This is a genomic window from Pseudomonas sp. IT-196MI5 (genome assembly GCF_949767415.1).
Classification (GTDB): Bacteria; Pseudomonadota; Gammaproteobacteria; order Pseudomonadales; family Pseudomonadaceae; genus Aquipseudomonas.
The window spans coordinates 56231-78874 of the sequence record NZ_CATKPZ010000044.1; the positions used below are offsets into that span (position 1 = coordinate 56231).

Consider the following 22644-nt stretch of genomic DNA (forward strand, 5'->3'; position numbering starts at 1 on the left):
CCGAAATGGCGGTCGATTGAGAACTATCGCCCACCCCCAAGGAACTGAAAGGCATCGATCGACGTCTGACGCAGATTATTCAAGATCACTCTCTGCGAATGAACCGGGTAATCGAAAACGTCCTCCACTTGTTGTGCCGCGAGCAAATGTCGCCGCTGCGGCTCGACCTGAAATCACTGGAAATACTCGATAATGAAGCCCCAGCCCCCTATATCAAGGGCCTGGGGCTTTATCTGTCCGGCCAGCCGGACGAAAGCATTCTGTCCCGCCTAGACTTCAAGGCACGCCAGGAAAGCGGCTGCCTTTGTATTACCTATGCTCACGGACGGAGCCCACGTTGAACACGAGACCACGACAAAAAGTCTTGATCGTCGATGACGAACCGGACATGCGCGAATTCCTGGAAATCACCCTGGGAAGGATGAGACTGGAGACGTTCAACGCCCGCAACGTTGGTGAAGCGCAATCCCTGCTAAAACGCGAAACCTTCGATCTATGCCTGACCGACATGCAGTTGCCGGATGGTACTGGCCTGGAGTTGGTGCAGCACATCCAGCAAAGCCACCCTCAGGTCCAGGTGGCGATGATCACCGCCTTTGCCAGCCTCGAAACCGCGATCAATGTGCTCAAGGCCGGAGCATTCGACTTCCTGACCAAACCGGTGGACCTTACGCGCCTGCGTGAACTGGTCACCAGCGCCCTGCTGGTTCCTGCCCGCGGGGTCCGCATCGATCGTCGCTTGCTGGGTGACTCATTGCCCATGCGCAACCTGCGCAAACAGATCACCAAACTGGCCAGCAGCCATGCGACGGTATACATCAGCGGAGAGTCCGGCAGCGGCAAGGAGTTGGTCGCGCACCTGATTCATGATCAAAGCCCCCGCACCCATCAACCGTTCATTGCGATCAACTGCGCGGCAATTCCTTCGGAACTGCTGGAAAGTGAGTTTTTCGGCCATCGCAAAGGCAGTTTCAGCGGCGCCATCGAAGACAAACCCGGTCTGTTCCAGACAGCTCACGGCGGCACCCTGCTCCTCGACGAAGTGGCTGACCTGCCGTTGGCCATGCAAGTCAAATTGCTGCGCGCGATTCAGGAGAAAGCCGTACGCAGCGTCGGCGGGCAGCAGGAAGTGGCGGTGGATGTGCGCATTCTCTGCGCCACACACAAGGACCTTGGCGCCGAAGTCGCCGCCGGACGCTTTCGCCATGATCTTTACTACCGCTTGAACGTGATCGAACTCCGGGTGCCACCCTTGCGCGAGCGTCGCGATGACATAGAAATACTGGCCAGCCACATACTCAAGCGCCTGGCCGCCGATAGCGGTCAACCTGCAGCGAGACTCCACCCCCAGGCCCTCGATGCACTGAAAAGCTATCGCTTCCCGGGCAATGTGCGGGAACTGGAGAACATGCTCGAACGGGCACACACACTGTGTGAGAACAAACAGATCGAAGCCGGCGACCTGCGCCTGGCTGAAGGCAACCGTGGGGCTGAAGGTGGCGTGCCGGACCTGACCCGGATCGACAACCTGGAAACCTACCTGGAAAACGTCGAACGCCAACTGCTGCTCCAGGCCCTGGAGGAAACCCGCTGGAACCGCACGGCGGCGGCTCAGCGGTTGAACCTGTCATTCAGGTCGATGCGCTACAGGCTCAAGAAGTTTGGACTGGATTGAGGCCCCCATCGCGAGCAAGCTCGCTCCCACAATGATTCTGAGGTGTTCGCAGTTGTTGTGTTCACCAATGACCCTGTGGGAGCGAGCTTGCTCGCGATGGCGATCTGACAAACGACAACTGTCCAGCAGTCAGAGCCGCCCGGCAGGCGCATAAGGCGCCGGATCGATAATCGGCGTCCGGCCCAGCATCACATCGGCAAACAACTGGCATGACGCTGGCGCCAACACCAGCCCGTTGCGGTAATGCCCGCAGTTGAGCCAGAGCCCGTCAAACCCCGGTACCGGGCCGATATAAGGAATGCCCTCGGGTGACCCCGGGCGCAATCCGGCCCAATGCCCCACTACTTCGGCCTCGGCCAGTGCCGGGATCAATTCCACCGCGGACGCCTTCAGGCTTTCCAGTGCCGACCCGGTCGGCGTCTTGTCAAAGCCTTCATGCTCCAGCGTACTGCCGATCAGAATGTGCCCGTCGCGCCGGGGAATCGCATAACGGCCCTTGGCCAGGACCATGCTCGGCAGGAAATCCGCCGCACACTTGTAGAGAATCATCTGCCCTTTCACCGGCTCGACCGGCAGCGTCAGATCCAGACGCTTGAGCAAATCACCACTCCAGGCCCCCGCCGTCAGGACGACTTGATCGCCCAGGACAGCACCTGTGGCGGTCTGCACGCCGACCACTTTATTGCCGTCACGAACAAACCCGCTGACTTCGCACTGCTCATGAAGCGTCACGTTCGGCAGCGCCAGCAACGCAGCCTTGAGTGACTTCACCAGTCGCGGATTACGCACGTTGGCGACGTCGGCCATGTAGATCGCCCGGGAAAAACCGTTGCCCAGCACCGGCACGGCGTCGTGGGCTGCCGAAATATCCACCGCACTCAACGGACGATTTTCCCGGGCGGCCCATGCCAGCGCTTCAGCCTCGTCATCCAGATCCAGCCAATACAGACCGGTGGTGTGCACTTCAGGATCAACGCCGGTGGCGGCAAACAAGCGCTCGCCCAGTTGTGGATAGAAGTCCTGGGACCAGTGAGCCAACGCGGTGACCGCCGGGCTGTAGCGCCACGGGTAGAGCGGCGAAACGATGCCGCCACCCGCCCAGGACGATTCCTGGCCTACGTTCGAGCGATCCAGCAGCACAACGCTTTGCACTTCGGACGCGAGATTATAGGCCGTGAGCAAGCCAATCACTCCACCGCCGACAATCACCACTTGCTGTTGCCTGGTCATGTTCTGATCCAATCGTTAAATAGACAGAGAGTGCAAAAGGCACCCGAAAAAACTCAGCGCCCCCAGCAGTCTTTGCTGGTCAGGCCGGATTTTGCGTTGACCATGCCGAGGACTCCGGTATTGGTGATGGTCAGATCACCACACTTGTCAGTGGCCATGCTCGAGTCAGCCTTGCGCACCGCCGTCAACAGGAAGGTCTGGTCGGTCAGGGTCGGTGTGATGGCATAGTAATCATTGCCGGCACTGAGGCCCGTCGCATCGGTGTAGGCATTTTTTTGCGAGTAGAAGCGCTCCAGGAGCTGCGCCTGCTCCGAGAGCAGACCGGCCACTTCTGCGCGACGGCCCTTGTTCAGGTATTCGGTGAAGCTCGGGGCGGCAATGGTCATGACAATCCCGATGATCGCAATCACGATCATGATTTCGATCAGGGTAAAACCGCGGTTGGAACTACGCATGCCTCAACTCTCACTTACTGTATTTGTCGCCACATGATGCGACGGCTACCGCCGGTTTTTTCCATCCCCGGAGTACCGTCGCCAGTGGAATCGTTCACGGCGCCGCCATTATCACCGGCGTCCTGGGTCGAATGCTCTCCAACAAAGATCACGCCGTCGGAGAGCGTGTCGCTGTTGTCGACTATTCCATCGCCGTTGCTGTCGAGCATCTTAACGCCGATTGCCTCGGGCAGCTTCAGGCAGACGGCTTTCAACCCCTGATTACTGTGGTAAAAACCGTACCAGTTGCCATTCGCCAGACAGGTTGGCCGGTTCAGCGCTGGCGAATCCGCTGACGTGGCAGCGTGCGCCGACATCGACAGGTCAAGCGCGACTACGACACCGATCAGTTGTGACCATAACCTGACAGGTCGCTCAGTACTTCGCATAGATGCTCTCCACTACACTGCGCGAATGCCCCGCGATGCCGACCGCCGTTACCCGATACAAGGTCGCCGGGGTATTGATGGGCACATTCACTGCAATTTTACTGACACCGATATTTTGCACGCCATAAAAGCCCTTGCCCGATGCAACCCAGGTCACGCCTGAAGAGGCGTTGAAACCGGCAGCGGTAATAGTCGAAGACTCGGACGGTGGTGCGCATTGAACGATGCCGCCACAAACAGGTAACGCATAACTGTTTCGCCGCACGGCACTCTCACCCACCCGCAATGCGGCTTCGGCACTCTGGAACGACTGATTGCGCAAGGCGACGCTACCGGCCATTTTTTCCTGCAGGGTGGCACTCTGCATCGATGAAAGACCAATCAGCGTCAGCAAGAGCAGGAACACCAGACTGACCAACAGTGCCATGCCACGCTGGGCGTCACACGTCATGGGAGACCGAATCATTGGCACCCTCTCATGGCAAGCGGTTGCGCAGAGCGGCAACCACGTTGAAGGTTTGATCGCTCACCCGGCGGTTCGGATCGGTGAGGGTCAGGCTCAGGCGAACGCTACGAATCAGCGCGGGGTCCGGCGGGTTGCTGCTGTAGCGCGAAGCAGCCAGATCAGTGGCTGTGCTGGCCAGGCCAAAGCTCACGTCGAAAGCGCTGACGTTATCCACCAATACCTGATCTGCTGCGGCCCCGCCTTTCATCAACAGTTGGTTGTTGTTGAAGCTGTAAATAAGCCGCCGGATCGGAAATGCCAGCTGCCCTGCCACTGGAGCCCGACCCTCACTGTAGGCCGTCGAATGGGTTCGACAATCGGAAAGCACGGTCCAGTCCGGCTTGCCGCCATTGCCGCCGACATCCGCCGTAACCAGCGTCAACTTGCGGCCGCCGTTGTCCCAACGGATCGGTGCTAGCTGACTGGCATGGAAATCCCTTTTCTCACTTGAATCGGTAATCGATTCCAGACAACCGAACATCCCGACCATGCGGACTTCCTGAATCATTTTGCTCAACACGAAACGTGCGTCCTCCTGCATGTTCGCGGCCGCGTTCTGGCTGAGATAGGTGTTCTTGGCTGCGATAAAAACCTGTACCACGCCCAGCACCACAATCAGGCTCAAAGCCATGGCGATCAGCAGCTCGACCAGGCCAAACCCCTTGCTGCAGCGACTCACGGGGTCACCACCGGATCAATGGCCGTACGACTGGCCAGGATGAAGCTGCGCCGCGAGTCGGCGGCCTTCGCAGCCCGTGAGTCGTCCCAGGTAATCGTGATGGTGTACACCTGCTGATTGACGGTGACGCTGCCCGTCGCGGTTGCACCGAGCGAACTGACAATATTGGCGTTGAAGTCAAACAGGTCCTGATCCCGGGTAACGTCCGGATTGCCCGAAGCCGGCGGCGCGATGGTGTAGTCCGCAGCGGCGTTGGCGCGAATGCGGTCCATCAGGTCGTAGGCGATAAAACTGGCCTGACTGGTCATGCGCGCGCTGTCCGTGTACTTCAACGCATTGAGCTGAAACGCCGCGGCCCCCAGCAATCCCGCTCCCAGAATGACTAACGCCACCAGGACTTCGATCAGCGTCATGCCCTCCTGCGTGCGCTTGCTCCCTGCTTTCATCCGCAATTTCCACCCAATAGAATTCGCCCGTTCAAACACACCGTCAACGTCCTGCTTTGTGCTCCCCGCCCATAGCTGATCACCACCTCTGAAGACGGTGATGACAATCCGCCCATACTGTTGAAATCGATGGCAGTGACGCCAGAGGTTAGCGCCAGAGTTGCGCCGCTGCTCATCGCCGGAACAACCCGCAATACATTGGCCAAAGCGCCCGTACTGTCGTAAACCGCCAGCTCCCCACTCCAGACATCATCACCGGTCGTCGGGCGCACCCGTGTGGTGTTGCCCCGCTCGATGGCTTCAAGCCGGGCAAAATTCAGGGCTCGTTGCAGGTCAGCGATTTCGGTATCGGCCCTGGTTGTTTGCGTCGAGCGGGTAAATGCCGGAACAGCCAGAGTCAACAGAATCAGAAGGATCGCGATCGCGACCAGCATCTCGATCAGCGTGAAACCTTTTGTAGGATGATCCATCGAGGTCTTCTGTTTCCTTCAGCTATACCTGCCCTAGCGCGGCACAACATTCGAACGATGCGGTGCGTTTGCGTTGCCATTTCTCGCGCAGGGATTGCGCGATCCACAGCACGCCACGGAGGGAATTGTCATGCGGCAACAAGGCTTCAGCCTGATCGAACTGCTCATGGGACTGGCAATTACAGGAATTGTTCTGCATTTGGTCAGTCCGACATACGGAGCACTCATCGAGTCGAACCAAAGAGAGCAAGCGGCGCAGGCTCTTTTCAGCGGTATTCGCACCGCCCGGACTGAAGCCATCGTCCGCAACCAGGCCGTGGTGATTCACGGCATCAATGGCGACTGGAGCCAGGGCTGGCGGATCCTTCTGGATATCAGCGGCAAGGGGGAGATGGACAGCGACAATCCACTGTTGGCCGAACGCCAGAGCGGCGCCCGCATATCGATTGTGGGGAACAGTACGGTCGAAAGCTCAATACGCTTCAGAGGTCAGGGCGAGTCACTGTTTGGAGGGACGCTACACGTTTGCGCTGTTCGCGAACAGGTGAGCCAACATCAAGTGGTGTTGGCCAAGACCGGTCGCGTCAGCCTGCGTAGCGACAAGGCTGAGCATCCGTTATGCGAAAAAAGGAAAAAATTCAGGTCAACGAGCGAACGCGCAGCTCTTTAGGCATCGAGAACGTGATGTTCTCCTCGCGACCGGCCAGTTCATCGGCACCGGTAGCCCCCCAGGCCTGCAACTGCTGGATCACACCGCGCACCAGGACTTCCGGGGCAGATGCGCCAGCGGTGATGCCAATACGCTCGACGCCGTCGAACCAGCTTTTTTGCAGGTCTTCGGCACCGTCGATCAGATAGGCCGGAGTGGACATGCGTTCAGCCAATTCACGCAAGCGATTGGAGTTGGAGCTGTTCGGGCTACCGACCACCAGCACCACGTCGCACTCTTCGGCCAGTTGCTTGACCGCATCCTGACGGTTTTGCGTGGCGTAGCAAATGTCGTCCTTGCGCGGTCCACCGATGGCCGGGAAGCGCGAACGCAGCGCATCGATAACACGGCTGGTGTCGTCCATCGACAAGGTAGTCTGAGTCACGAAGGCGAGCTTTTCAGGGTTGTTCACCTGCAACGCCGCAACGTCTTTCTCGTCTTCGACCAGATAGATCGCGCCACCACTGCCGGCATCGTACTGGCCCATGGTGCCTTCGACTTCCGGGTGACCGGCGTGGCCGATGAGAATGCATTCACGGCCGTCGCGGCTGTAACGCGCCACTTCGATGTGGACTTTGGTCACCAACGGGCACGTGGCGTCGAACACTTTCAGCCCACGGCCAGCCGCTTCGCTGCGCACGGCCTGGGAAACGCCGTGGGCACTGAAGATCACGATGACGTCGTCCGGCACCTGGTCCAGCTCTTCGACGAAGATCGCACCACGGGAGCGCAGGTCTTCGACGACAAACTTGTTGTGAACCACTTCATGGCGCACGTAGATCGGTGGCCCGAAGACTTCCAGGGCGCGGTTGACGATTTCGATCGCCCGGTCCACACCGGCGCAGAAGCCACGGGGATTGGCGAGTTTGATTTGCATGCTGTGCCTCGTGTCTTGCGCGCAAGAAATAGCGAAAACTGTAGAAACCAACTGTGGGAGCGAGCCTGCTCGCGAAAGCGATGTGTCAGACGACATCGATGTTGAATGTCAGTCAGCCTTCGCGAGCAGGCTCGCTCCCACATTTTTGACCATGTCCGGTCAGTTACAGCGCTTTGACGGAAATGATTTCCACGTCAAAGGTCAACGTTTTGCCCGCCAGCGGGTGGTTGAAGTCGATGGTCACTTGCGCGTCATCGAACTCTTTCACCACGCCAGGCAATTCAGTATTGGCCGCATCGTTGAAGATCACCAGCAAGCCAGGCGACAGTTCCATGTCCTGGAACTGTGAGCGCGGGATGATCTGCACGTTTTGCGGGTTGGGTTGGCCGAAAGCGTTTTCCGGCTCGATGCTCAGCGTACGCTTGTCACCCGCCTTGAAACCGAACAGGGCCGCTTCGAAACCTGGCAACAGGTTGCCGTCACCGACCTTGAAGGTCGCCGGGGCTTTGTCGAAAGTGCTGTCCACGGTGTCGCCGTTTTCCAGGCGCAATGCGAAATGCAAGGTGACTTCCGTGTTCTGGCCGATACGTTGCTCAGCCAATACCTGTTCAGTCATGAACGGTTTCTCCGGTCTTTTTACTTTTGAACATATCCAGTGCCAGCATGACAGCACCCACCGTTATTGCACTGTCGGCAAAGTTGAATGCCGGGAAATACCAGCGGTTCTGCCAATGCACCAGTATGAAATCGATCACATGGCCCAGGGCAATGCGGTCATACAGATTGCCCAGCGCGCCGCCAAGCACCAGGGCCAGCGCAATCGCCAGCCAGGTCTCGTTGCGCCCCAGACGCTTGAGCCACACCACCAGCACCGCACTGACCACCACAGCGATCAACGCGAACAGCCAGCGCTGCCAGCCGGAGCTGTCAGCCAGGAAGCTGAACGCCGCACCGGTGTTATAGGCCAGGGTCCAGCTGAAGTAATCGGGGATCACCACGATTTGCTGGTACATCGCAAGCTTGCCTTCGAAGTAGAACTTGCTGGCCTGGTCGATGACCAGAACCAGCAAACTCAACCAGAGCCAGCTCAGCCGTCCGAAACGGCCAACGGCATTAGGCATAGTGACGGACCTCACCAGCGCCACTGATGTTATCCACGCAACGGCCGCAGATTTCCGGATGCTCCGGGTTCACACCGACGTCTTCACGGCAGTGCCAGCAACGGGCGCACTTGGCGTGGCTCGACTTGACGATCTTCAGCTTCAGGCCGCTGACTTCGGTGACCACAGCGTCGGCCGGTGCCTGCACCAATGGTGCAACACTGGCGGTCGACGTGATCAGTACGAAGCGCAGTTCGTTGCTCAGCCTGGCCAGATCGGCAGTCAGCGCGTCTTCGGCGAACAGCGTCACTTCGGCTTGCAGGTTGCCACCGACAGCCTTGGCCGCGCGCTGGATTTCCATTTCCTTGTTGACCGCGACCTTGACCGCCATGATCCGGTCCCAGTAAGCGCGATCCAGCTCGATGCCTTCCGGCAGTTCGCTCAGGCCTTCGTACCAGGTGTTGAGCATGACGGACTCGTTACGCTCGCCCGGCAGGTACTGCCACAGTTCGTCGGCGGTGAACGCCAGGATCGGCGCGATCCAGCGCACCAGCGCCTCGCTGATGTGGAACAACGCGGTCTGGCACGAACGGCGGGCCTTGCTGTCGGCGCCAGTGGTGTACTGACGGTCCTTGATGATATCGAGGTAGAAACCACCCAGCTCCTGCACGCAGAAGTTGTGGATCTTCGAGTAGACGTTCCAGAAACGGTATTCGCCGTAGTGCTCTTGCAACTCGCGTTGCAGCAGCAGGGTACGGTCCACGGCCCAACGGTCCAGTGCCAGCATTTCTTCGGCCGGCAGCAGGTCGGTGGCCGGGTTGAAGCCGGTCAGGTTCGAAAGCAGGAAGCGCGCGGTGTTACGGATACGCCGGTAGGCGTCCGCACTGCGTTGCAGAATCTGCTCGGAAACCGCCATTTCACCCGAGTAATCGGTCGAAGCAACCCACAGACGCATGATGTCGGCGCCCAGGGTGTCGTTGACTTTCTGTGGCGCGATCACGTTGCCCAAGGACTTGGACATCTTGCGGCCGGATTCGTCGACGGTGAAGCCGTGGGTCAGCAGCTCGCGATACGGTGCGTGGTTGTCGATGGCGCAACCGGTCAGCAGCGACGAGTGGAACCAGCCACGGTGCTGGTCCGAGCCTTCCAGGTACAGGTCTGCGCGCGGGCCGGTTTCGTGACCCATCGGGTGCGAACCGCGCAGGACGTGCCAGTGCGTGGTGCCCGAGTCGAACCAGACGTCCAGGGTGTCGCTGATCTTGTCGTACTGCGGCGCTTCAGCGCCCAGCAGCTCGGCGGCGTCCAGTTTGAACCAGGCCTCGATGCCTTCGACTTCAACGCGTTTGGCGACTTCTTCCATCAACTCGACGGTACGCGGGTGCAGCTCGCCGCTTTCCTTGTTCAGGAAGAACGGGATCGGCACGCCCCAGTTGCGCTGGCGGGAGATGCACCAGTCCGGACGGTTGGCGATCATCGAGTGCAGGCGCGCCTGGCCCCAGGCCGGAACGAACCGGGTCTCTTCAATGGCCTTGAGCGAGCGCTGGCGCAGGGTGTCGCCGGTGGTCGGCTGCTTGTCCATGCCGATGAACCACTGCGCGGTGGCGCGGTAGATCAGCGGGGTCTTGTGGCGCCAGCAGTGCATGTAGCTGTGTTCGATGATGGTGGTGTGCAGCAGCGCACCGACTTCAGTCAGCTTGTCGACGATGGCCGGGTTGGCCTTCCAGATGAACTGGCCGCCGAAGAATTCCAGCGAAGTCGCGTACACGCCGTTGCTTTGAACCGGATTGAGGATGTCATCGTTGACCATGCCGTACTTCTTGCAGGTCACGAAGTCGTCCACGCCGTAAGCCGGAGCGGAGTGAACCACACCGGTGCCGGCACCCAGTTCAACGTAGTCGGCCAGGTAAACCGGCGACAGACGGTCGTAGAACGGGTGACGGAAGTTGATCAGCTCCAGCGCTTTACCGGTGGTGGTCGCAATGACCGAACCTTCCAGCGAGTAGCGCACCAGGCACGACTCGACCAGCTCCTCTGCCAGTACCAGCAGCTTGTCGCCGACGTCGACCAGGGCGTAGTTGAATTCCGGGTGAACGTTCAGCGCCTGGTTGGCCGGGATGGTCCACGGGGTGGTGGTCCAGATCACGATCGAGGCAGGCTTGGCCAGGGTTGGCAGACCGAAGGCGGCAGCCAGTTGGGCTTCATCGGCAATCGGGAACGCCACGTCGATGGTCGAGGACTTCTTGTTCTCGTACTCGACTTCCGCCTCGGCCAGAGCCGAACCACAGTCGAAGCACCAGTTCACCGGCTTCAGGCCCTTGAACACGAAACCGCCCTTGACGATTTCCGCCAGGGCACGGATTTCGCCGGCCTCGTTCTTGAAGTCCATGGTCTTGTACGGGTTGGCAAAGTCGCCCAGCACACCCAGACGGATGAACTCGGACTTCTGCCCCTCGATCTGCTCGGTGGCATAGGCCCGGCACAGTTCGCGGGTCTTGTCCGCGCCCAGGTTCTTGCCGTGGGTCACTTCGACCTTATGCTCGATCGGCAGGCCGTGGCAGTCCCAGCCAGGAACATAAGGCGCGTCGAAGCCCGACAGGGTCTTCGAGCGGATGATCATGTCCTTGAGAATCTTGTTCAGCGCATGACCGATGTGAATCGAGCCGTTGGCGTACGGAGGGCCGTCGTGCAATACGAACTTCGGACGATCCTTGCCAATCTCGCGCAACTTTCCGTACAGGCCAATGCTGTCCCAGCGCTGCAGAATCTGCGGTTCGCGCTGAGGCAGGCCGGCCTTCATTGGGAAGGCGGTGTCCGGAAGGTTTAGCGTGGCTTTATAGTCGGTCATTTAAGGCTCTTCATTAGCGATGGGCGCTAGGTGCGGCTAGTGCACGGGCGGCGGCGACATCCGCGTTGATCGCCGTTTTCAACGCCTCCAGAGAGGCGAAACGCTGCTCTTCACGCAGCTTGTGGTGGAAAACCACCGTTAAACGCCGGTCATACAGATCGCCGGCAAAATCTAAAAGATGTATTTCGAGGTGGGCCTTGCCATCACCTTGTACCGTTGGCCGCACGCCGATATTGGCGACGCCTGGCCAGGTCTTGCCGTCGATGTCGACGTTGACCAGGTAAACCCCGGTAAGCGGAACGCGACGGCGCTTGAGTTGTATGTTGGCCGTGGGCGTACCCAACTGGCGCGCCAGCTTCTGGCCGTGCAGCACCCGCCCGGTAATCTGGAACGGCCGACCTAGCAGTCGCTCGGCCAAGGCAAAATCAGCTGCGGCCAGGGCATTGCGGACCTGAGTGCTGCTGACGCGAATACCGTCCAGCTCAACGGTTTGCGCCGCCTCGACGGAAAAGCCCTGAACGATGCCGGCTTGTTGCAGGAAATCGAAATCCCCTACGCGGTCGCAGCCGAACCGGAAGTCGTCACCAACTTCAAGGTGCTGTACGCCAAGGCCGTCCACCAGGATGGTATCAACGAATTCGCTGGCGCTGAGCTTGCTCAGCCGCTGGTTGAAGGCCAGGCACAGAACGCGGTCGACACCTTCGTCGGCCAGCAGCTGCAGTTTGTCCCGCAGCCGGGCCAGACGGGCCGGGGCCGTGTCCGGGGCGAAAAACTCTCGCGGCTGCGGCTCGAAAATCACCACGCAGCTGGGCACGCCCAACTCGAGCGCACGTTCACGCAGCCGCGCCAGGATAGCCTGGTGACCACGGTGAACACCGTCAAAGTTGCCAATAGTGGCGACACAGCCCCGATGCTGGGGGCGCAGATTGTGGAGGCCTCGAACCAGCTGCATAACGCGCTTCTTGCTCATAAAGTGGTCGATTATAACCACACCCGGCGGCCGACGACAGGCAACACCGTAACCCAAAGTGATCGAGCCGACAAAACTGTCAGCCCGCCCGTGTTCATCGAAGCCAGAACCTCTATTCCAGCGCCTTGCGATTGAAGTCGCGCAAACGGAAACCCATCAACACTAACATGCCGAAATAAGCCACCACACCCGCCGCCACCAATGCCCCCAGACGCAAGAAGCGCTCGAGCATATGCCCTTGATCCCAGGCTGGCATAAAGTGCATCACACCCAACAGTACCGCGGACATCACCGCCACCGCGACCAGCAGTTTGAACGCGAACTTCGCCCAGCCCGGCTGTGGTTGGTACATCTGCTGTTTGCGCAGTTGATAGAACAGCAAGCCGGCATTGAGACAGGCGCCGGCACTGATCGCCAAGGCCAGGCCTGCGTGAGCCAGCGGCCCGATCAGCATCAAGTTGAACAATTGGGTCATCACCAGGGTAAAAATCGCAATTTTTACCGGTGTGCGGATGTTTTGTTGCGCATAAAAGCCGGGGGCCAGCACTTTGATCACGATAATCCCGAGCAAACCGACCGAATAAGCGATCAGGGCACGCTGGGTCATCGATGCATCAAACGCATTGAACTGGCCGTACTGGAACAAGGAAACCGTCAACGGCTCCGCCAGAATCCCCAATGCCAGCGAACAAGGCAGCACCAATACGAAGCACAGGCGCAGACCCCAGTCGAGGATGCGTGAATACTCGTGACGATCCTTGTTGGCATAGGTCTTGGCCAGGGTCGGCAGCAGAATCGTCCCCAGCGCGACGCCCAACACGCCGGACGGCAGCTCCATCAAACGGTCGGCGTAATACATCCAGGACACTGAACCGGCGACCAGGAACGAGGCAAAAATAGTATTGATGATCAGCGAAATCTGACTCACCGATACCCCGAGAATGGCCGGCAACATTTGCTTCATGACACGCCAGACGCCAGTGTCGCGCAGGTTCAGACGCGGCAGCACCAGCATGCCGATCTTTTTCAGGTGCGGCAGCTGATAGAGCAATTGCGCCAGGCCGCCGACCAGTACCGCCCAGCCGAGCGCCATCACCGGCGGGTCGAAGTACGGCGTCAAAAACACCGAAAAGATGATCATGCTGACGTTAAGCAGGGTCGGCACGAAGGCCGGCACCGAAAAGCGGTTCCAGGTATTGAGGATCGCACCGGCCAATGACGACAGGGAAATCAGCAGGATGTAGGGAAAGGTCACCCGCAGCAGACTGGAGGTCAGTTCGAATTTTTCCGGCGTGTTGGTGAAGCCCGGCGCGGTCACCCAGATGACCCACGGCGCGGCAATCATGCCCAGCACGGTGACCAGCGCCAGCACCAGCGTCAGCAGGCCCGAGACGTAGGCAATGAAGGTTCGGGTCGCTTCCTCGCCCTTCTGGCTTTTGTATTCGGCAAGAATCGGCACGAACGCCTGGGAAAACGCCCCTTCGGCAAAGATCCTCCGCAGCAGATTGGGCAACTTGAAGGCGATAAAGAAGGCGTCGGTCGCCATTCCCGCGCCAAATGCGCGCGCTATGAGGGTGTCTCGAACAAATCCCAAAATCCGGGAAAGCATCGTGATAGAGCTGACGGCGGCCAACGATTTGAGCAGATTCATGGAAAGAGTTTGTGCCTGTCGATAAACAGCAGGCGAACTACGCGCCTACTTATGCGATACTCCGCGCCGCAACAGCACAGAGCCAAAGCTCGCGAGTTTACAGGTCGCACGCTGGAAAGAAATCTCCAAGCTTGCTTCACCTACCACTTAGCGGAACGTCTCAACCGCCCTTGACAAGAACTCAACTCATCGGCATGATTCGCGGCCTATTTTGTTTGCTATTTCCTAAAAAGTCTTTCGAGGAGCTCGACGGTGGCCAACTCACCTTCCGCCAAAAAACGTGCAAAACAGGCTGAGAAGCGTCGCAGCCACAACGCCAGCCTGCGTTCCATGGTTCGTACCTACATCAAGAATGTAGTTAAGGCCATCGACGCAAAAGACGCTGCCAAAGCTCAAGCCGCTTACGTTCTGGCTGTGCCAGTTATCGACCGCATGGCCGATAAAGGCATCATCCACAAGAACAAGGCCGCTCGTCATAAGAGCCGCCTGAATGGCCACGTCAAGGCCCTGAACGTTGCCGCTGCCGCCTAAGCGACTCGTTCATTAAAAAACCGACCTCAGGGTCGGTTTTTTATTGCCTGCGATTTGGCGAATCCAACGTAATAAAAAATGTGGGAGCGAGCCTGCTCGCGAAGAGGCAATGCCAGTCAACATTGATGCTGAATGACACACCGCGTTCGCGAGCAGGCTCGCTCCCACATTGTTGAATTGCGTCAGATTATTGGGCGTGTGCCCACGGCAAAATCGGAATCGCCGTCACCGCATTCTGCGGACTGCCCTCGATCAAGCGATCGCTGTACACCAGATACACCAGCGTATTGCGCTTCTTGTCGAGGAAGCGCACCACCTGCATGGTCTTGAACACCAGGGACGTGCGCTCCTTGAACACCTCGTCACCATCCTTGAGCTCGCCCTTGAAGCTGATTGGCCCAACTTGTCGGCAAGCGATAGACGCCTCGGCACGATCCTCGGCCAACCCCAGGCCACCCTTCACGCCGCCAGTCTTGGCCCGCGACAGGTAGCAGGTCACACCATCGACCTTGGGGTCATCAAAGGCCTCGACCACGATCCGGTCATTCGGCCCGACAAACTTGAACACCGTCGACACCTGACCGATCTCTTCGGCCGAAGCCAGCAGGGGCATCGTCAATAGCAACCCCAACAATCCTTTTGCCACGCGCATTCAGGTATTCCTTCAGACCAGAATCAGGTTATCGCGGTGAACCAGTTCCGGCTCCGCCATGTAACCCAACAGACCGACAATCGCCTCAGACGACTGACCAATGATTTTTTGTGCTTCCAGCGCACTGTAGTTGGCCAGGCCACGGGCAATTTCACGACCGTCCGGCGCCACGCACACCACCATTTCACCGCGACGGAAGCTGCCCTGCACCAACTTGACCCCGACCGGCAGCAAGCTCTTGTTGCCCTGGGACAACGCGATCACCGCCCCCGCATCCAGCACCAGGGTGCCACGGGTTTGCAGATGACCGGCCAGCCATTGCTTGCGCGCCGCCAGCATGCCGCGCTCCGGCGAGAGCAAGGTGCCGATGCGCTCGCCCGCCTTGAGGCGATCCAGCACACGCTCGATGCGCCCACCCACGATGATCGTATGCGCACCAGAACGCGCCGCCAGACGCGCAGCGCGCAGCTTGGTCTGCATGCCGCCACGCCCCAGCGCCCCGCCCGTACTGCCCGCCACCGCATCGAGCGCCGGATCATCGGCGCGCGCCTCGTAAATCAGCTGGGCATCCGGATTGTTGCGCGGATCAGCGTCAAACATGCCGTCGCGATCCGTCAGAATCACCAGCAAATCCGCCTCGACCAGGTTCGCCACCAGCGCTGCCAGGGTGTCGTTGTCGCCAAAACGGATTTCATCGGTGACCACGGTGTCGTTCTCGTTGATCACCGGAATGACTTTCAGCTCGACCAGCGCACGCAAGGTGCTTCGGGCGTTCAAATAGCGCTTGCGATCGGACAGGTCATCATGGGTCAGGAGAATCTGCGCGGTATGCCGGCCATGCTTGGCAAAGCTCGACTCCCAGGCCTGCACCAACCCCATCTGACCGATTGCAGCAGCAGCCTGGAGCTCGTGCATCGCACTGGGTCGCGAGGTCCAGCCCAGACGGCTCATACCGGCCGCCACCGCCCCGGAGGACACCAGCACCAGCTCGACACCCGCCTCATGCAAGGCCACCATCTGCTCAACCCAGACACCCATTGCCGCGCGATCCAGGCCTTTGCCGTCCGCCGTCAGCAAAGCGCTGCCGATCTTCACGACCCAACGCTGCGCACCTGTCACCTTGCTCCGCATCATCTTCAACCTTAGCTTGAGGACAGCGCGACCTGGCACTGCCCGTGACGTTATTCGTGGTTATTCGTGACCAACAATCGATTTCCAGATACCAAAACGCCGCTCGATTGAGCGGCGCTTAAGTTTATCGCAACGAATCAGTCACGCACGTAAATGATTTCCGGACCGTCTTCGTCATCCACATCTTCTTCGTCCCAATCATCGTCGCCAATATCGTGGACCGACTTCACGCCACTGCGACGCAGGGCACGCTTGTCATCCAGCGCCTGCAGTTGCGCGCGAGCTTCGTCTTCGATGCGCTGATCGAGATCGGCCAGCTCTTCCTTGTAAGCCGGGTCATTGGCCAGGCGATCAGCACGATCCTCCATGTAACGCATGATGTCGTGGCACAGACGCTCGGTACCGAGCTTGGAGATGGCCGAGATCACGTAGACCGGACCCGTCCATTCCAGGCGATCAACGATCTCCTTGACGCGAGCATCGTGCTCTTCATCAAGGATCTGGTCGCACTTGTTCAGGACCAGCCAGCGATCACGCTCCGCCAGGGACGGGCTGAACTTGATCAGCTCGTTGACGATCACTTCAGCGGCATCCGGCGCACTGGCGTCATCCAGCGGCGCCATGTCCACGAGGTGCAGCAACAGACGCGTACGCGCCAAGTGCTTGAGGAAGCGAATGCCCAGACCAGCACCTTCGGAAGCGCCCTCGATCAAACCCGGAATATCGGCAATGACGAAGCTCTTCCAGCGATCGACGCTGACCACACCCAGGTTCGGCACCAGCGTGGTGAACGGGTAGTCGGCAACTTTCGGCTTGGCGGCCGATACCGAACGGATAAAGGTACTTTTACCGGCATTCGGCAAACCCAGCAGACCGACGTCAGCCAGTACTTTCATTTCCAGCTTCAGGTCGCGCTGCTCACCCGGCTTGCCCGGAGTGGTCTGGCGCGGCGCACGGTTGGTACTGGATTTGAAACGGGTGTTGCCCAGACCGTGCCAGCCGCCCTGCACTACCATCAATTTCTGACCGGCCTTGGTCAGGTCGCCGATGACCTCCTGAGTCGCGGAGTCGATCACCGTGGTGCCGACCGGAACGCGCAGGATCAGGTCTTCACCCTTCTTGCCGGTGCAGTCCGTGCTGCCGCCGTTGGAGCCACGCTCGGCATCGAAGTGCCGGGTGTAACGGTAGTCCACCAGGGTATTGAGGTTTTCGTCGGCCATCATGTAGATGGAACCGCCGTCACCGCCATCACCGCCGTTCGGGCCACCGTTCTCGATAAATTTTTCCCGACGGAAACTCATGGCGCCATTGCCGCCGTCACCAGCCTTTACACGAATCGATACTTCATCAACAAACTTCATAACAAACGCCTCTCGCCATACGGACGAGCCGAAAAACAATCAAGACATAAGACTCTTGCAAAAATGAGCGCAGCGACCCCAAACCACGACACCTACATCGTACGCCAACAGCCCATACAAACAGCTTTGCAAGAGACTCACCCCACAAACGAAAAAGCCCCGTCGCGAGACAGGGCTTTTCCAGCGATCGCGCAATTAAGCCGCGACTACGCTCACGTAACGACGACCGAAGGCGCCTTTTACTTCGAACTTGATCACGCCTTCGACCTTAGCGAAGAGGGTGTGATCTTTACCCATGCCAACGCCGTAGCCAGCGTGGAATTGGGTGCCGCGCTGACGCACGATGATGTTGCCTGCTTTGATAGCCTGGCCGCCATACATCTTCACGCCAAGGCGTTTGGCTTCTGAGTCGCGACCGTTACGGGTACTACCACCAGCTTTTTTGTGTGCCATGAGTTCAATTCTCCTAGTGAGGAATTAGGCTGAAATTAAGCCTGAATACCGGTGATTTTGATCTCGGTGTACCACTGGCGGTGGCCCATACGCTTCATGTGGTGCTTACGACGACGGAACTTGATGATGCGGACTTTATCGTGACGACCTTGGGAGATCACTTCAGCCACAACGGTAGCGCCAGCAACAACTGGAGCACCGATATTCACGTCGTCACCGTTGGCAACCAACAGAACGCGATCAAAGGTAACGGATTCGCCGGTAGCGATTTCCAGTTTTTCGATCTTCAGGTATTCACCTGGGGCGACTTTGTACTGCTTGCCGCCAGTAACGATTACTGCATAAGACATGGTATTTCTCCGATAATCCTGCTCACCCAGCTCTTTATAAGAAGAGGTATTGGCTGGCATGGCTGCATGGGGCTGGAGGCCCGCTTGCAATTGCGTAAGGCAGGTGCTGCCCAGGAAAGTTCAGGGTGCGCGATTGTACGCAAGCTACGAGTCCCTTGCAAGGGACCGTCCATCGCGCCTTGACAGGCCCGGACGCGGGTCCTAGCATGCCGCGCAACCCTTCTGGAGCGACTGTCGCTGATGCAACCCCAAGCTTTCTACCGCGCGGTGGCGGACGATTTTAGCGCCGTCGACGGCATCATCAAAAAGCAGCTGACTTCGCGCGTGCCGCTTGTATCGAAAATCGGCGATTACATTACCTCGGCCGGCGGCAAACGCCTGCGTCCTTTATTGGTGCTGCTGTGTGGCAAGGCTCTGGGTCGCGAAGGCGACGAGCTGCGTCTACTGGCCGCGACCATCGAGTTTCTGCACACTGCCACCCTGCTGCATGACGACGTAGTCGACATGTCCGGTATGCGCCGTGGCCGCTCGACCGCCAACGCCATGTGGGGCAACGCGCCAAGCGTGCTGGTCGGTGACTTCCTGTATTCGCGCTCGTTCGAAATGATGGTCGAGCTGGGCTCGATGCCGGTGATGAAGATCCTTTCGCAGGCCACGCGCATCATCGCTGAAGGCGAAGTGTTGCAGCTATCGAAGGTTCGTGACGCCAGCACCACCGAAGAAACCTACATGGAAGTCATCCGCGGCAAGACCGCGATGCTCTTCGAAGCCTCGACCCACAGTGCTGCCGCTCTGTGCGAAGCCACGCCGGAACAGGCCGAAGCCCTGCGTACATTCGGGGATCACCTGGGGGTGGCCTTCCAGTTGGTCGACGACCTTCTGGACTATAAAGGCGACGCCGAAACCCTTGGCAAGAACGTCGGTGACGATCTGGCCGAAGGCAAGCCGACCCTGCCGCTGATCTATACCATGCGTGAAGGTACACCGGAACAGGCCGCCCTGGTGCGCAAGGCGATCCAGAAAGGCGGAATCGAAGATCTGGAAAGCATCCGCGAAGCCGTGGAAGCCTCGGGCTCGCTGGAGTACACCGCGCAACTGGCCCGCGATTATGTGGCCCGCGCTATCAAGTGCCTCGAAACGCTGCCTGCCAGCGAATACCGCGATGCACTGGTTGAATTGAGTGAGTTCGCGGTCGCCCGCACGCACTGAGGAACAACTGTAGGAGCGAGCTTGCTCGCGAAGAACTCAATGACCCCGTGTCCATTCAGGAATCACGCGTTATCGTTGACGACCTTCGCGAGCAAGCTCGCTCCTACAGGAGTTGCAGCACCCCCTCCCGCTTAAAACCCTATATAATGTGCGCTTTTAGCGATCCTGAATCCAAGGAGCCTTAGTGAGCACGTTGCCACCCTGCCCAAAATGCAATTCCGAATACACTTATGAAGACGGCGCGCTGCTGATCTGCCCCGAGTGCGCCCACGAATGGTCCGCCAGCGGTGAAGCCGAAGCTGTGTCCGATGACGCAGTGAAAAAGGACTCGGTGGGCAATGTCCTGCAGGACGGCGACACCATCACCGTGATCAAGGACCTCAAGGTCAAGGGTACGTCTTTGGTGGTCAAGGTCGGCACCAAGGTCAAGAACATCCGCCTGTGCGATGGCGATCACGACATCGATTGCAAGATCGACGGCATCGGCCCGATGAAACTCAAGTCCGAGTTCGTCAGGAAAGTCTGATTACGCTGTATTTCCATCCCGCGCCCCGCGCGGGTTGGCGCCCCATCCTCCCCGCGCCGCCCCGAAAATTCTCGCTATAGCCAAACGTCAGCCATTTTGACCTTACGCCATCTTTACCCAGGAAAAGCACAATCCACCAATAGGCGCTTGCTATTTATTGAATAGGAATTATTCTCATAAAATACCTCAGTGGAGATGAGAATCATGACTTATTTGATCGATGCCTGGCTGGACCGCCCACACCCTTACCTGAGAATCCTGGATCGGGAAACCGGGGAAGTCTGTGCGGTACTTGAAGAAGAAGCCTTGAACGAACTGCAAGACCAGGGTGATCTTGACCTCAACGGCCTGAGCTCCAGCGAGCCGGTGGTGCTCAAGGAACTGGTGCGTAATCTGTTTCTGTTCTGCTATGCCCGGGCGTTGCGCCCGACGCACGATCTGAACCATAAGATCGGGATATGAAAAACGCTGCAAAACATTGTAGGAGCGAGCTTGCTCGCGAAGAACTCAAACACACCGCGTTCATTCAGGATGGCCGCGTTATCGTTGACGCCCATCGCGAGCGAGCTCGCTCCTACAGGTACAGGTAATCAGCGGGTATTACAGAACGTCGAGCAGTTCGACGTCGAACACCAGTACGCTGTGCGGCGGGATGCTGCCAACGCCTTGAGCGCCGTATGCCAGTTCGCTCGGCACGTACAGGCGCCATTTGCTGCCGGCGTTCATCAGTTGCAGGGCTTCGGTCCAGCCGGCGATCACGCCGCCAACCGGGAATTCTGCAGGCTCTCCACGATCGTAGGAGCTGTCGAACACGGTGCCGTTGATCAAAGTGCCGTGGTAGTGAGTACGCACGGTGTCTTCACGGGATGGCTTGGCGCCTTCACCGGCAGTCAACACTTCGAACTGCAAGCCGGAAGCCAGAGTGGTGATGCCTTCACGCTTGGCGTTTTCAGCCAGGAAAGCCAGGCCTTCGCCAGCAGCCGCTTCAGCCTTGGCAGCAGCTTCGGCCTGCATGATTTCGCGGATGACTTTGAAGCTGGCGGACATTTCTTCCTGACCCACACGGCTTGGCTTGCCGGCGAATGCGTCGGTCAGGCCAGCCAGGATCGCGTCCAGGCTGACGCCCGGTGGCGGGTTGTCGCGCAGTTGGTCGCCCAGCTGACGGCCAATACCGTAGCTGACGCGGGTTTCGTCGGTGGACAGATTTACTTCGGACATGACACTGCTCCGCTGTGCGGACGGCTCGGGAACTTGCCATGCGTACACAGCGCGTCCCGGAGCGCCCGGAACCAAAAGGGCCAGCAGACTAGCACAGATGTCATGCCATTGATGAGGGACGTCAGGCGATCGGCACCTTCAGGTTTTCTTCCACATCGGCAACCAGACCGCACATTTCGTCATGCACGACCGTGTGCACAAGGTTGAAGTGCAACTTGGGAAAGGAGCGCAGCACATCACGGGCATGCTCCACCGAACGCAGGCTCATCATATGGCCGTGCGTATCGCTCAGGGGGTACGCCGCGCCATGCATCCGTGCTTCCAGCAGGTAAATGCCCCCCTCCATGGAGATCAGGTTCAGCTCATCGACCTTTCCGGCGATGGCATACGCATTCAACTCATTCAGGGTCATGAGCGCACCTCACGCAGTGGCGAGCCAACATAGTTACAGGGATAGGCCTCGGCGCATCAAAGCACAAGCCTCTGGCCAGACCGTTTGTCTGTTATCGCAGGAGGTTGTGGCGAGGGAGCTTGCTCGCCACAAAGGGAGCCGGTGTGGATCAGTGCTTGGTGAGCTTATCCAGGTAACCCATGGCGAATGCCGAAACCACGAAGGTCATGTGGATGATCACGTACCACTGCAGATGTTCAGGATCGACGTTCTTGGCGTCCATGAAGATGCGCAGCAAGTGAATCGACGAAATTGCCACGATCGACGCGGCCACCTTCATTTTCAACGACGAAGAGTCCATGGTGCCCAGCCAGTTGAGCTTTTCCTTGGAGTCGTCGATGTCCAGCTGCGAGACGAAGTTCTCGTAGCCGGAAATCATCACCATCACCAGCAAACCGCCCACCAGCGCCATGTCGATCAACGACAACAGCACCAGGATCAAGTCCGATTCGGCCATCGAAAACACGTTCGGGATGACGTGGAAGACTTCCTGGAAGAATTTCAGCGCCAGCGCCAGCAACCCGAGGGACAGGCCGAAATAGATCGGCGCCAGCAGCCAGCGCGAGGCGTACATTGTATTTTCGATAAAGCGTTCCATTGAATCTCACATGTGGGCTGAAAATGGCCGCGAGTATACCAGCCGCCCGTCTATACCCAGAAGTAGCCAGAAACCGTCGAAAAATCCGCCACCTGCGCCTGTGTATCAAAGTTTTTCTGCTAGT

General features: G+C 58.8%; 27 protein-coding genes and 1 pseudogene. 7 read left to right on the forward strand and 21 right to left on the reverse strand.

What is annotated here, in order from left to right; all coding sequences use genetic code 11:
- Positions 1 to 38: 38 nt before the first annotated feature.
- Positions 39 to 341 (forward strand): annotated as a pseudogene (locus tag ACM6IK_RS21150) (hypothetical protein); the annotation flags it as partial.
- The gene (locus tag ACM6IK_RS21155; RefSeq protein WP_414875862.1) at positions 338 to 1675 is read left to right on the forward strand and encodes a sigma-54-dependent transcriptional regulator; all 1338 of its coding nucleotides are present in this window, start codon (positions 338 to 340) and stop codon (positions 1673 to 1675) included. The pseudogene ACM6IK_RS21150 and the gene ACM6IK_RS21155, both read left to right, overlap by 4 nt.
- 129 nt (positions 1676 to 1804) lie before the next feature.
- Here ACM6IK_RS21155 and thiO read toward each other — a convergent pair whose 3' ends face one another.
- The 7 genes from thiO to ACM6IK_RS21190 are packed head-to-tail and all read right to left on the reverse strand — an operon-like array spanning position 1805 to position 5888.
- Positions 1805 to 2905: a glycine oxidase ThiO gene (gene thiO / locus ACM6IK_RS21160; RefSeq protein WP_414875863.1), complete on the reverse strand. Its 1101-nt coding sequence runs from the start codon at positions 2903 to 2905 to the stop codon at positions 1805 to 1807.
- 53 nt (positions 2906 to 2958) lie between these two features.
- Positions 2959 to 3360 carry a type IV pilin protein gene (locus ACM6IK_RS21165; protein ID WP_414875864.1) on the reverse strand — a complete coding sequence of 134 codons (402 nt, stop codon included), beginning with the start codon at positions 3358 to 3360 and terminating at the stop codon, positions 2959 to 2961.
- A gap of 14 nt (positions 3361 to 3374) precedes the next feature.
- Positions 3375 to 3716: a hypothetical protein gene (locus ACM6IK_RS21170; RefSeq protein WP_414875865.1), complete on the reverse strand. Its 342-nt coding sequence runs from the start codon at positions 3714 to 3716 to the stop codon at positions 3375 to 3377.
- Between the two features lie 58 nt (positions 3717 to 3774).
- Entirely contained in the window at positions 3775 to 4254 is a 480-nt protein-coding gene (locus ACM6IK_RS21175; protein ID WP_414875866.1) for a PilX N-terminal domain-containing pilus assembly protein, read from the reverse strand.
- A 10-nt stretch (positions 4255 to 4264) separates the two neighbouring features.
- Positions 4265 to 4972 (reverse strand): PilW family protein, encoded by a 708-nt coding sequence (locus tag ACM6IK_RS21180; protein WP_414875867.1) that lies wholly within the window; start codon positions 4970 to 4972, stop codon positions 4265 to 4267.
- A complete protein-coding gene (gene pilV / locus ACM6IK_RS21185) occupies positions 4969 to 5418 on the reverse strand; it encodes a type IV pilus modification protein PilV (protein ID WP_414875868.1) in 450 nt (149 codons plus the stop codon). Before pilV ends, ACM6IK_RS21180 begins: the two co-directional genes overlap by 4 nt.
- On the reverse strand, positions 5415 to 5888 hold the full coding sequence (locus ACM6IK_RS21190) for a GspH/FimT family pseudopilin (protein WP_414875869.1): 474 nt from the start codon (positions 5886 to 5888) through the stop codon (positions 5415 to 5417). Before ACM6IK_RS21190 ends, pilV begins: the two co-directional genes overlap by 4 nt.
- A 130-nt stretch (positions 5889 to 6018) precedes the next feature.
- On the opposite strand from ACM6IK_RS21190, the gene ACM6IK_RS21195 reads away from it, so the two are divergent.
- Positions 6019 to 6558 (forward strand): GspH/FimT family pseudopilin, encoded by a 540-nt coding sequence (locus ACM6IK_RS21195; protein ID WP_414875870.1) that lies wholly within the window; start codon positions 6019 to 6021, stop codon positions 6556 to 6558.
- On the opposite strand, the gene ispH is transcribed toward ACM6IK_RS21195, so the two are convergent.
- From ispH to murJ, 6 genes are all read right to left on the reverse strand, one after another.
- The gene (gene ispH / locus ACM6IK_RS21200) at positions 6527 to 7474 is read right to left on the reverse strand and encodes a 4-hydroxy-3-methylbut-2-enyl diphosphate reductase (RefSeq protein ID WP_414875871.1); all 948 of its coding nucleotides are present in this window, start codon (positions 7472 to 7474) and stop codon (positions 6527 to 6529) included. The genes ACM6IK_RS21195 and ispH overlap by 32 nt on opposite strands.
- A 163-nt stretch (positions 7475 to 7637) precedes the next feature.
- Complete coding sequence (gene fkpB, locus ACM6IK_RS21205) at positions 7638 to 8075, reverse strand: FKBP-type peptidyl-prolyl cis-trans isomerase (protein WP_172435403.1); 438 nt, start codon at positions 8073 to 8075, stop codon at positions 7638 to 7640.
- A 7-nt stretch (positions 8076 to 8082) separates the two neighbouring features.
- On the reverse strand, positions 8083 to 8595 hold the full coding sequence (lspA, locus tag ACM6IK_RS21210) for a signal peptidase II (RefSeq protein WP_223463599.1): 513 nt from the start codon (positions 8593 to 8595) through the stop codon (positions 8083 to 8085).
- On the reverse strand, positions 8588 to 11419 hold the full coding sequence (ileS, locus tag ACM6IK_RS21215; RefSeq protein ID WP_414875872.1) for an isoleucine--tRNA ligase: 2832 nt from the start codon (positions 11417 to 11419) through the stop codon (positions 8588 to 8590). The genes lspA and ileS overlap by 8 nt, the downstream gene beginning before the upstream one ends.
- A 13-nt stretch (positions 11420 to 11432) precedes the next feature.
- Positions 11433 to 12371, reverse strand: coding sequence for a bifunctional riboflavin kinase/FAD synthetase (gene ribF, locus ACM6IK_RS21220; protein ID WP_108216427.1), 939 nt, complete (start codon positions 12369 to 12371; stop codon positions 11433 to 11435).
- 130 nt (positions 12372 to 12501) lie between these two features.
- Positions 12502 to 14040, reverse strand: coding sequence for a murein biosynthesis integral membrane protein MurJ (gene murJ, locus ACM6IK_RS21225; RefSeq protein ID WP_414875873.1), 1539 nt, complete (start codon positions 14038 to 14040; stop codon positions 12502 to 12504).
- Positions 14041 to 14292: 252 nt separating this feature from the next.
- Here murJ and rpsT point away from each other — a divergent pair, with 252 nt between their 5' ends.
- Positions 14293 to 14571, forward strand: coding sequence for a 30S ribosomal protein S20 (gene rpsT, locus ACM6IK_RS21230; RefSeq protein ID WP_007970922.1), 279 nt, complete (start codon positions 14293 to 14295; stop codon positions 14569 to 14571).
- A 187-nt stretch (positions 14572 to 14758) separates the two neighbouring features.
- Here the strand turns inward: rpsT and ACM6IK_RS21235 are convergent, their stop codons facing one another.
- The 5 genes from ACM6IK_RS21235 to rplU form a co-directional block, all read right to left on the reverse strand.
- The gene (locus tag ACM6IK_RS21235) at positions 14759 to 15223 is read right to left on the reverse strand and encodes a CreA family protein (protein ID WP_218432484.1); all 465 of its coding nucleotides are present in this window, start codon (positions 15221 to 15223) and stop codon (positions 14759 to 14761) included.
- Positions 15224 to 15235: 12 nt separating this feature from the next.
- On the reverse strand, positions 15236 to 16354 hold the full coding sequence (proB, locus tag ACM6IK_RS21240) for a glutamate 5-kinase (protein WP_414876078.1): 1119 nt from the start codon (positions 16352 to 16354) through the stop codon (positions 15236 to 15238).
- Positions 16355 to 16491: 137 nt separating this feature from the next.
- On the reverse strand, positions 16492 to 17715 hold the full coding sequence (cgtA, locus tag ACM6IK_RS21245; protein ID WP_008052064.1) for an Obg family GTPase CgtA: 1224 nt from the start codon (positions 17713 to 17715) through the stop codon (positions 16492 to 16494).
- 195 nt (positions 17716 to 17910) lie between these two features.
- Entirely contained in the window at positions 17911 to 18168 is a 258-nt protein-coding gene (gene rpmA, locus ACM6IK_RS21250; RefSeq protein WP_003281574.1) for a 50S ribosomal protein L27, read from the reverse strand.
- Between the two features lie 35 nt (positions 18169 to 18203).
- On the reverse strand, positions 18204 to 18518 hold the full coding sequence (gene rplU, locus ACM6IK_RS21255; RefSeq protein ID WP_003176051.1) for a 50S ribosomal protein L21: 315 nt from the start codon (positions 18516 to 18518) through the stop codon (positions 18204 to 18206).
- A 240-nt stretch (positions 18519 to 18758) separates the two neighbouring features.
- Here rplU and ACM6IK_RS21260 point away from each other — a divergent pair, with 240 nt between their 5' ends.
- From ACM6IK_RS21260 to ACM6IK_RS21270, 3 genes are all read left to right on the forward strand, one after another.
- Positions 18759 to 19727 (forward strand): polyprenyl synthetase family protein, encoded by a 969-nt coding sequence (locus ACM6IK_RS21260; protein ID WP_414875874.1) that lies wholly within the window; start codon positions 18759 to 18761, stop codon positions 19725 to 19727.
- A gap of 184 nt (positions 19728 to 19911) precedes the next feature.
- The gene (locus tag ACM6IK_RS21265; RefSeq protein WP_414875875.1) at positions 19912 to 20253 is read left to right on the forward strand and encodes a zinc ribbon domain-containing protein YjdM; all 342 of its coding nucleotides are present in this window, start codon (positions 19912 to 19914) and stop codon (positions 20251 to 20253) included.
- A 204-nt stretch (positions 20254 to 20457) separates the two neighbouring features.
- Positions 20458 to 20715, forward strand: a complete 258-nt coding sequence (locus ACM6IK_RS21270; protein ID WP_414875876.1) for a hypothetical protein — start codon at positions 20458 to 20460, stop codon at positions 20713 to 20715.
- Positions 20716 to 20853: 138 nt separating this feature from the next.
- Here ACM6IK_RS21270 and ACM6IK_RS21275 read toward each other — a convergent pair whose 3' ends face one another.
- The 3 genes from ACM6IK_RS21275 to ACM6IK_RS21285 form a co-directional block, all read right to left on the reverse strand.
- Positions 20854 to 21471 (reverse strand): FKBP-type peptidyl-prolyl cis-trans isomerase, encoded by a 618-nt coding sequence (locus tag ACM6IK_RS21275; RefSeq protein ID WP_108216420.1) that lies wholly within the window; start codon positions 21469 to 21471, stop codon positions 20854 to 20856.
- A gap of 121 nt (positions 21472 to 21592) precedes the next feature.
- Positions 21593 to 21883, reverse strand: coding sequence for a DUF6482 family protein (locus tag ACM6IK_RS21280; protein ID WP_108216419.1), 291 nt, complete (start codon positions 21881 to 21883; stop codon positions 21593 to 21595).
- A gap of 148 nt (positions 21884 to 22031) precedes the next feature.
- Complete coding sequence (locus ACM6IK_RS21285; RefSeq protein WP_128605940.1) at positions 22032 to 22520, reverse strand: TIGR00645 family protein; 489 nt, start codon at positions 22518 to 22520, stop codon at positions 22032 to 22034.
- Between the last annotated feature and the right edge of the window lie 124 nt (positions 22521 to 22644).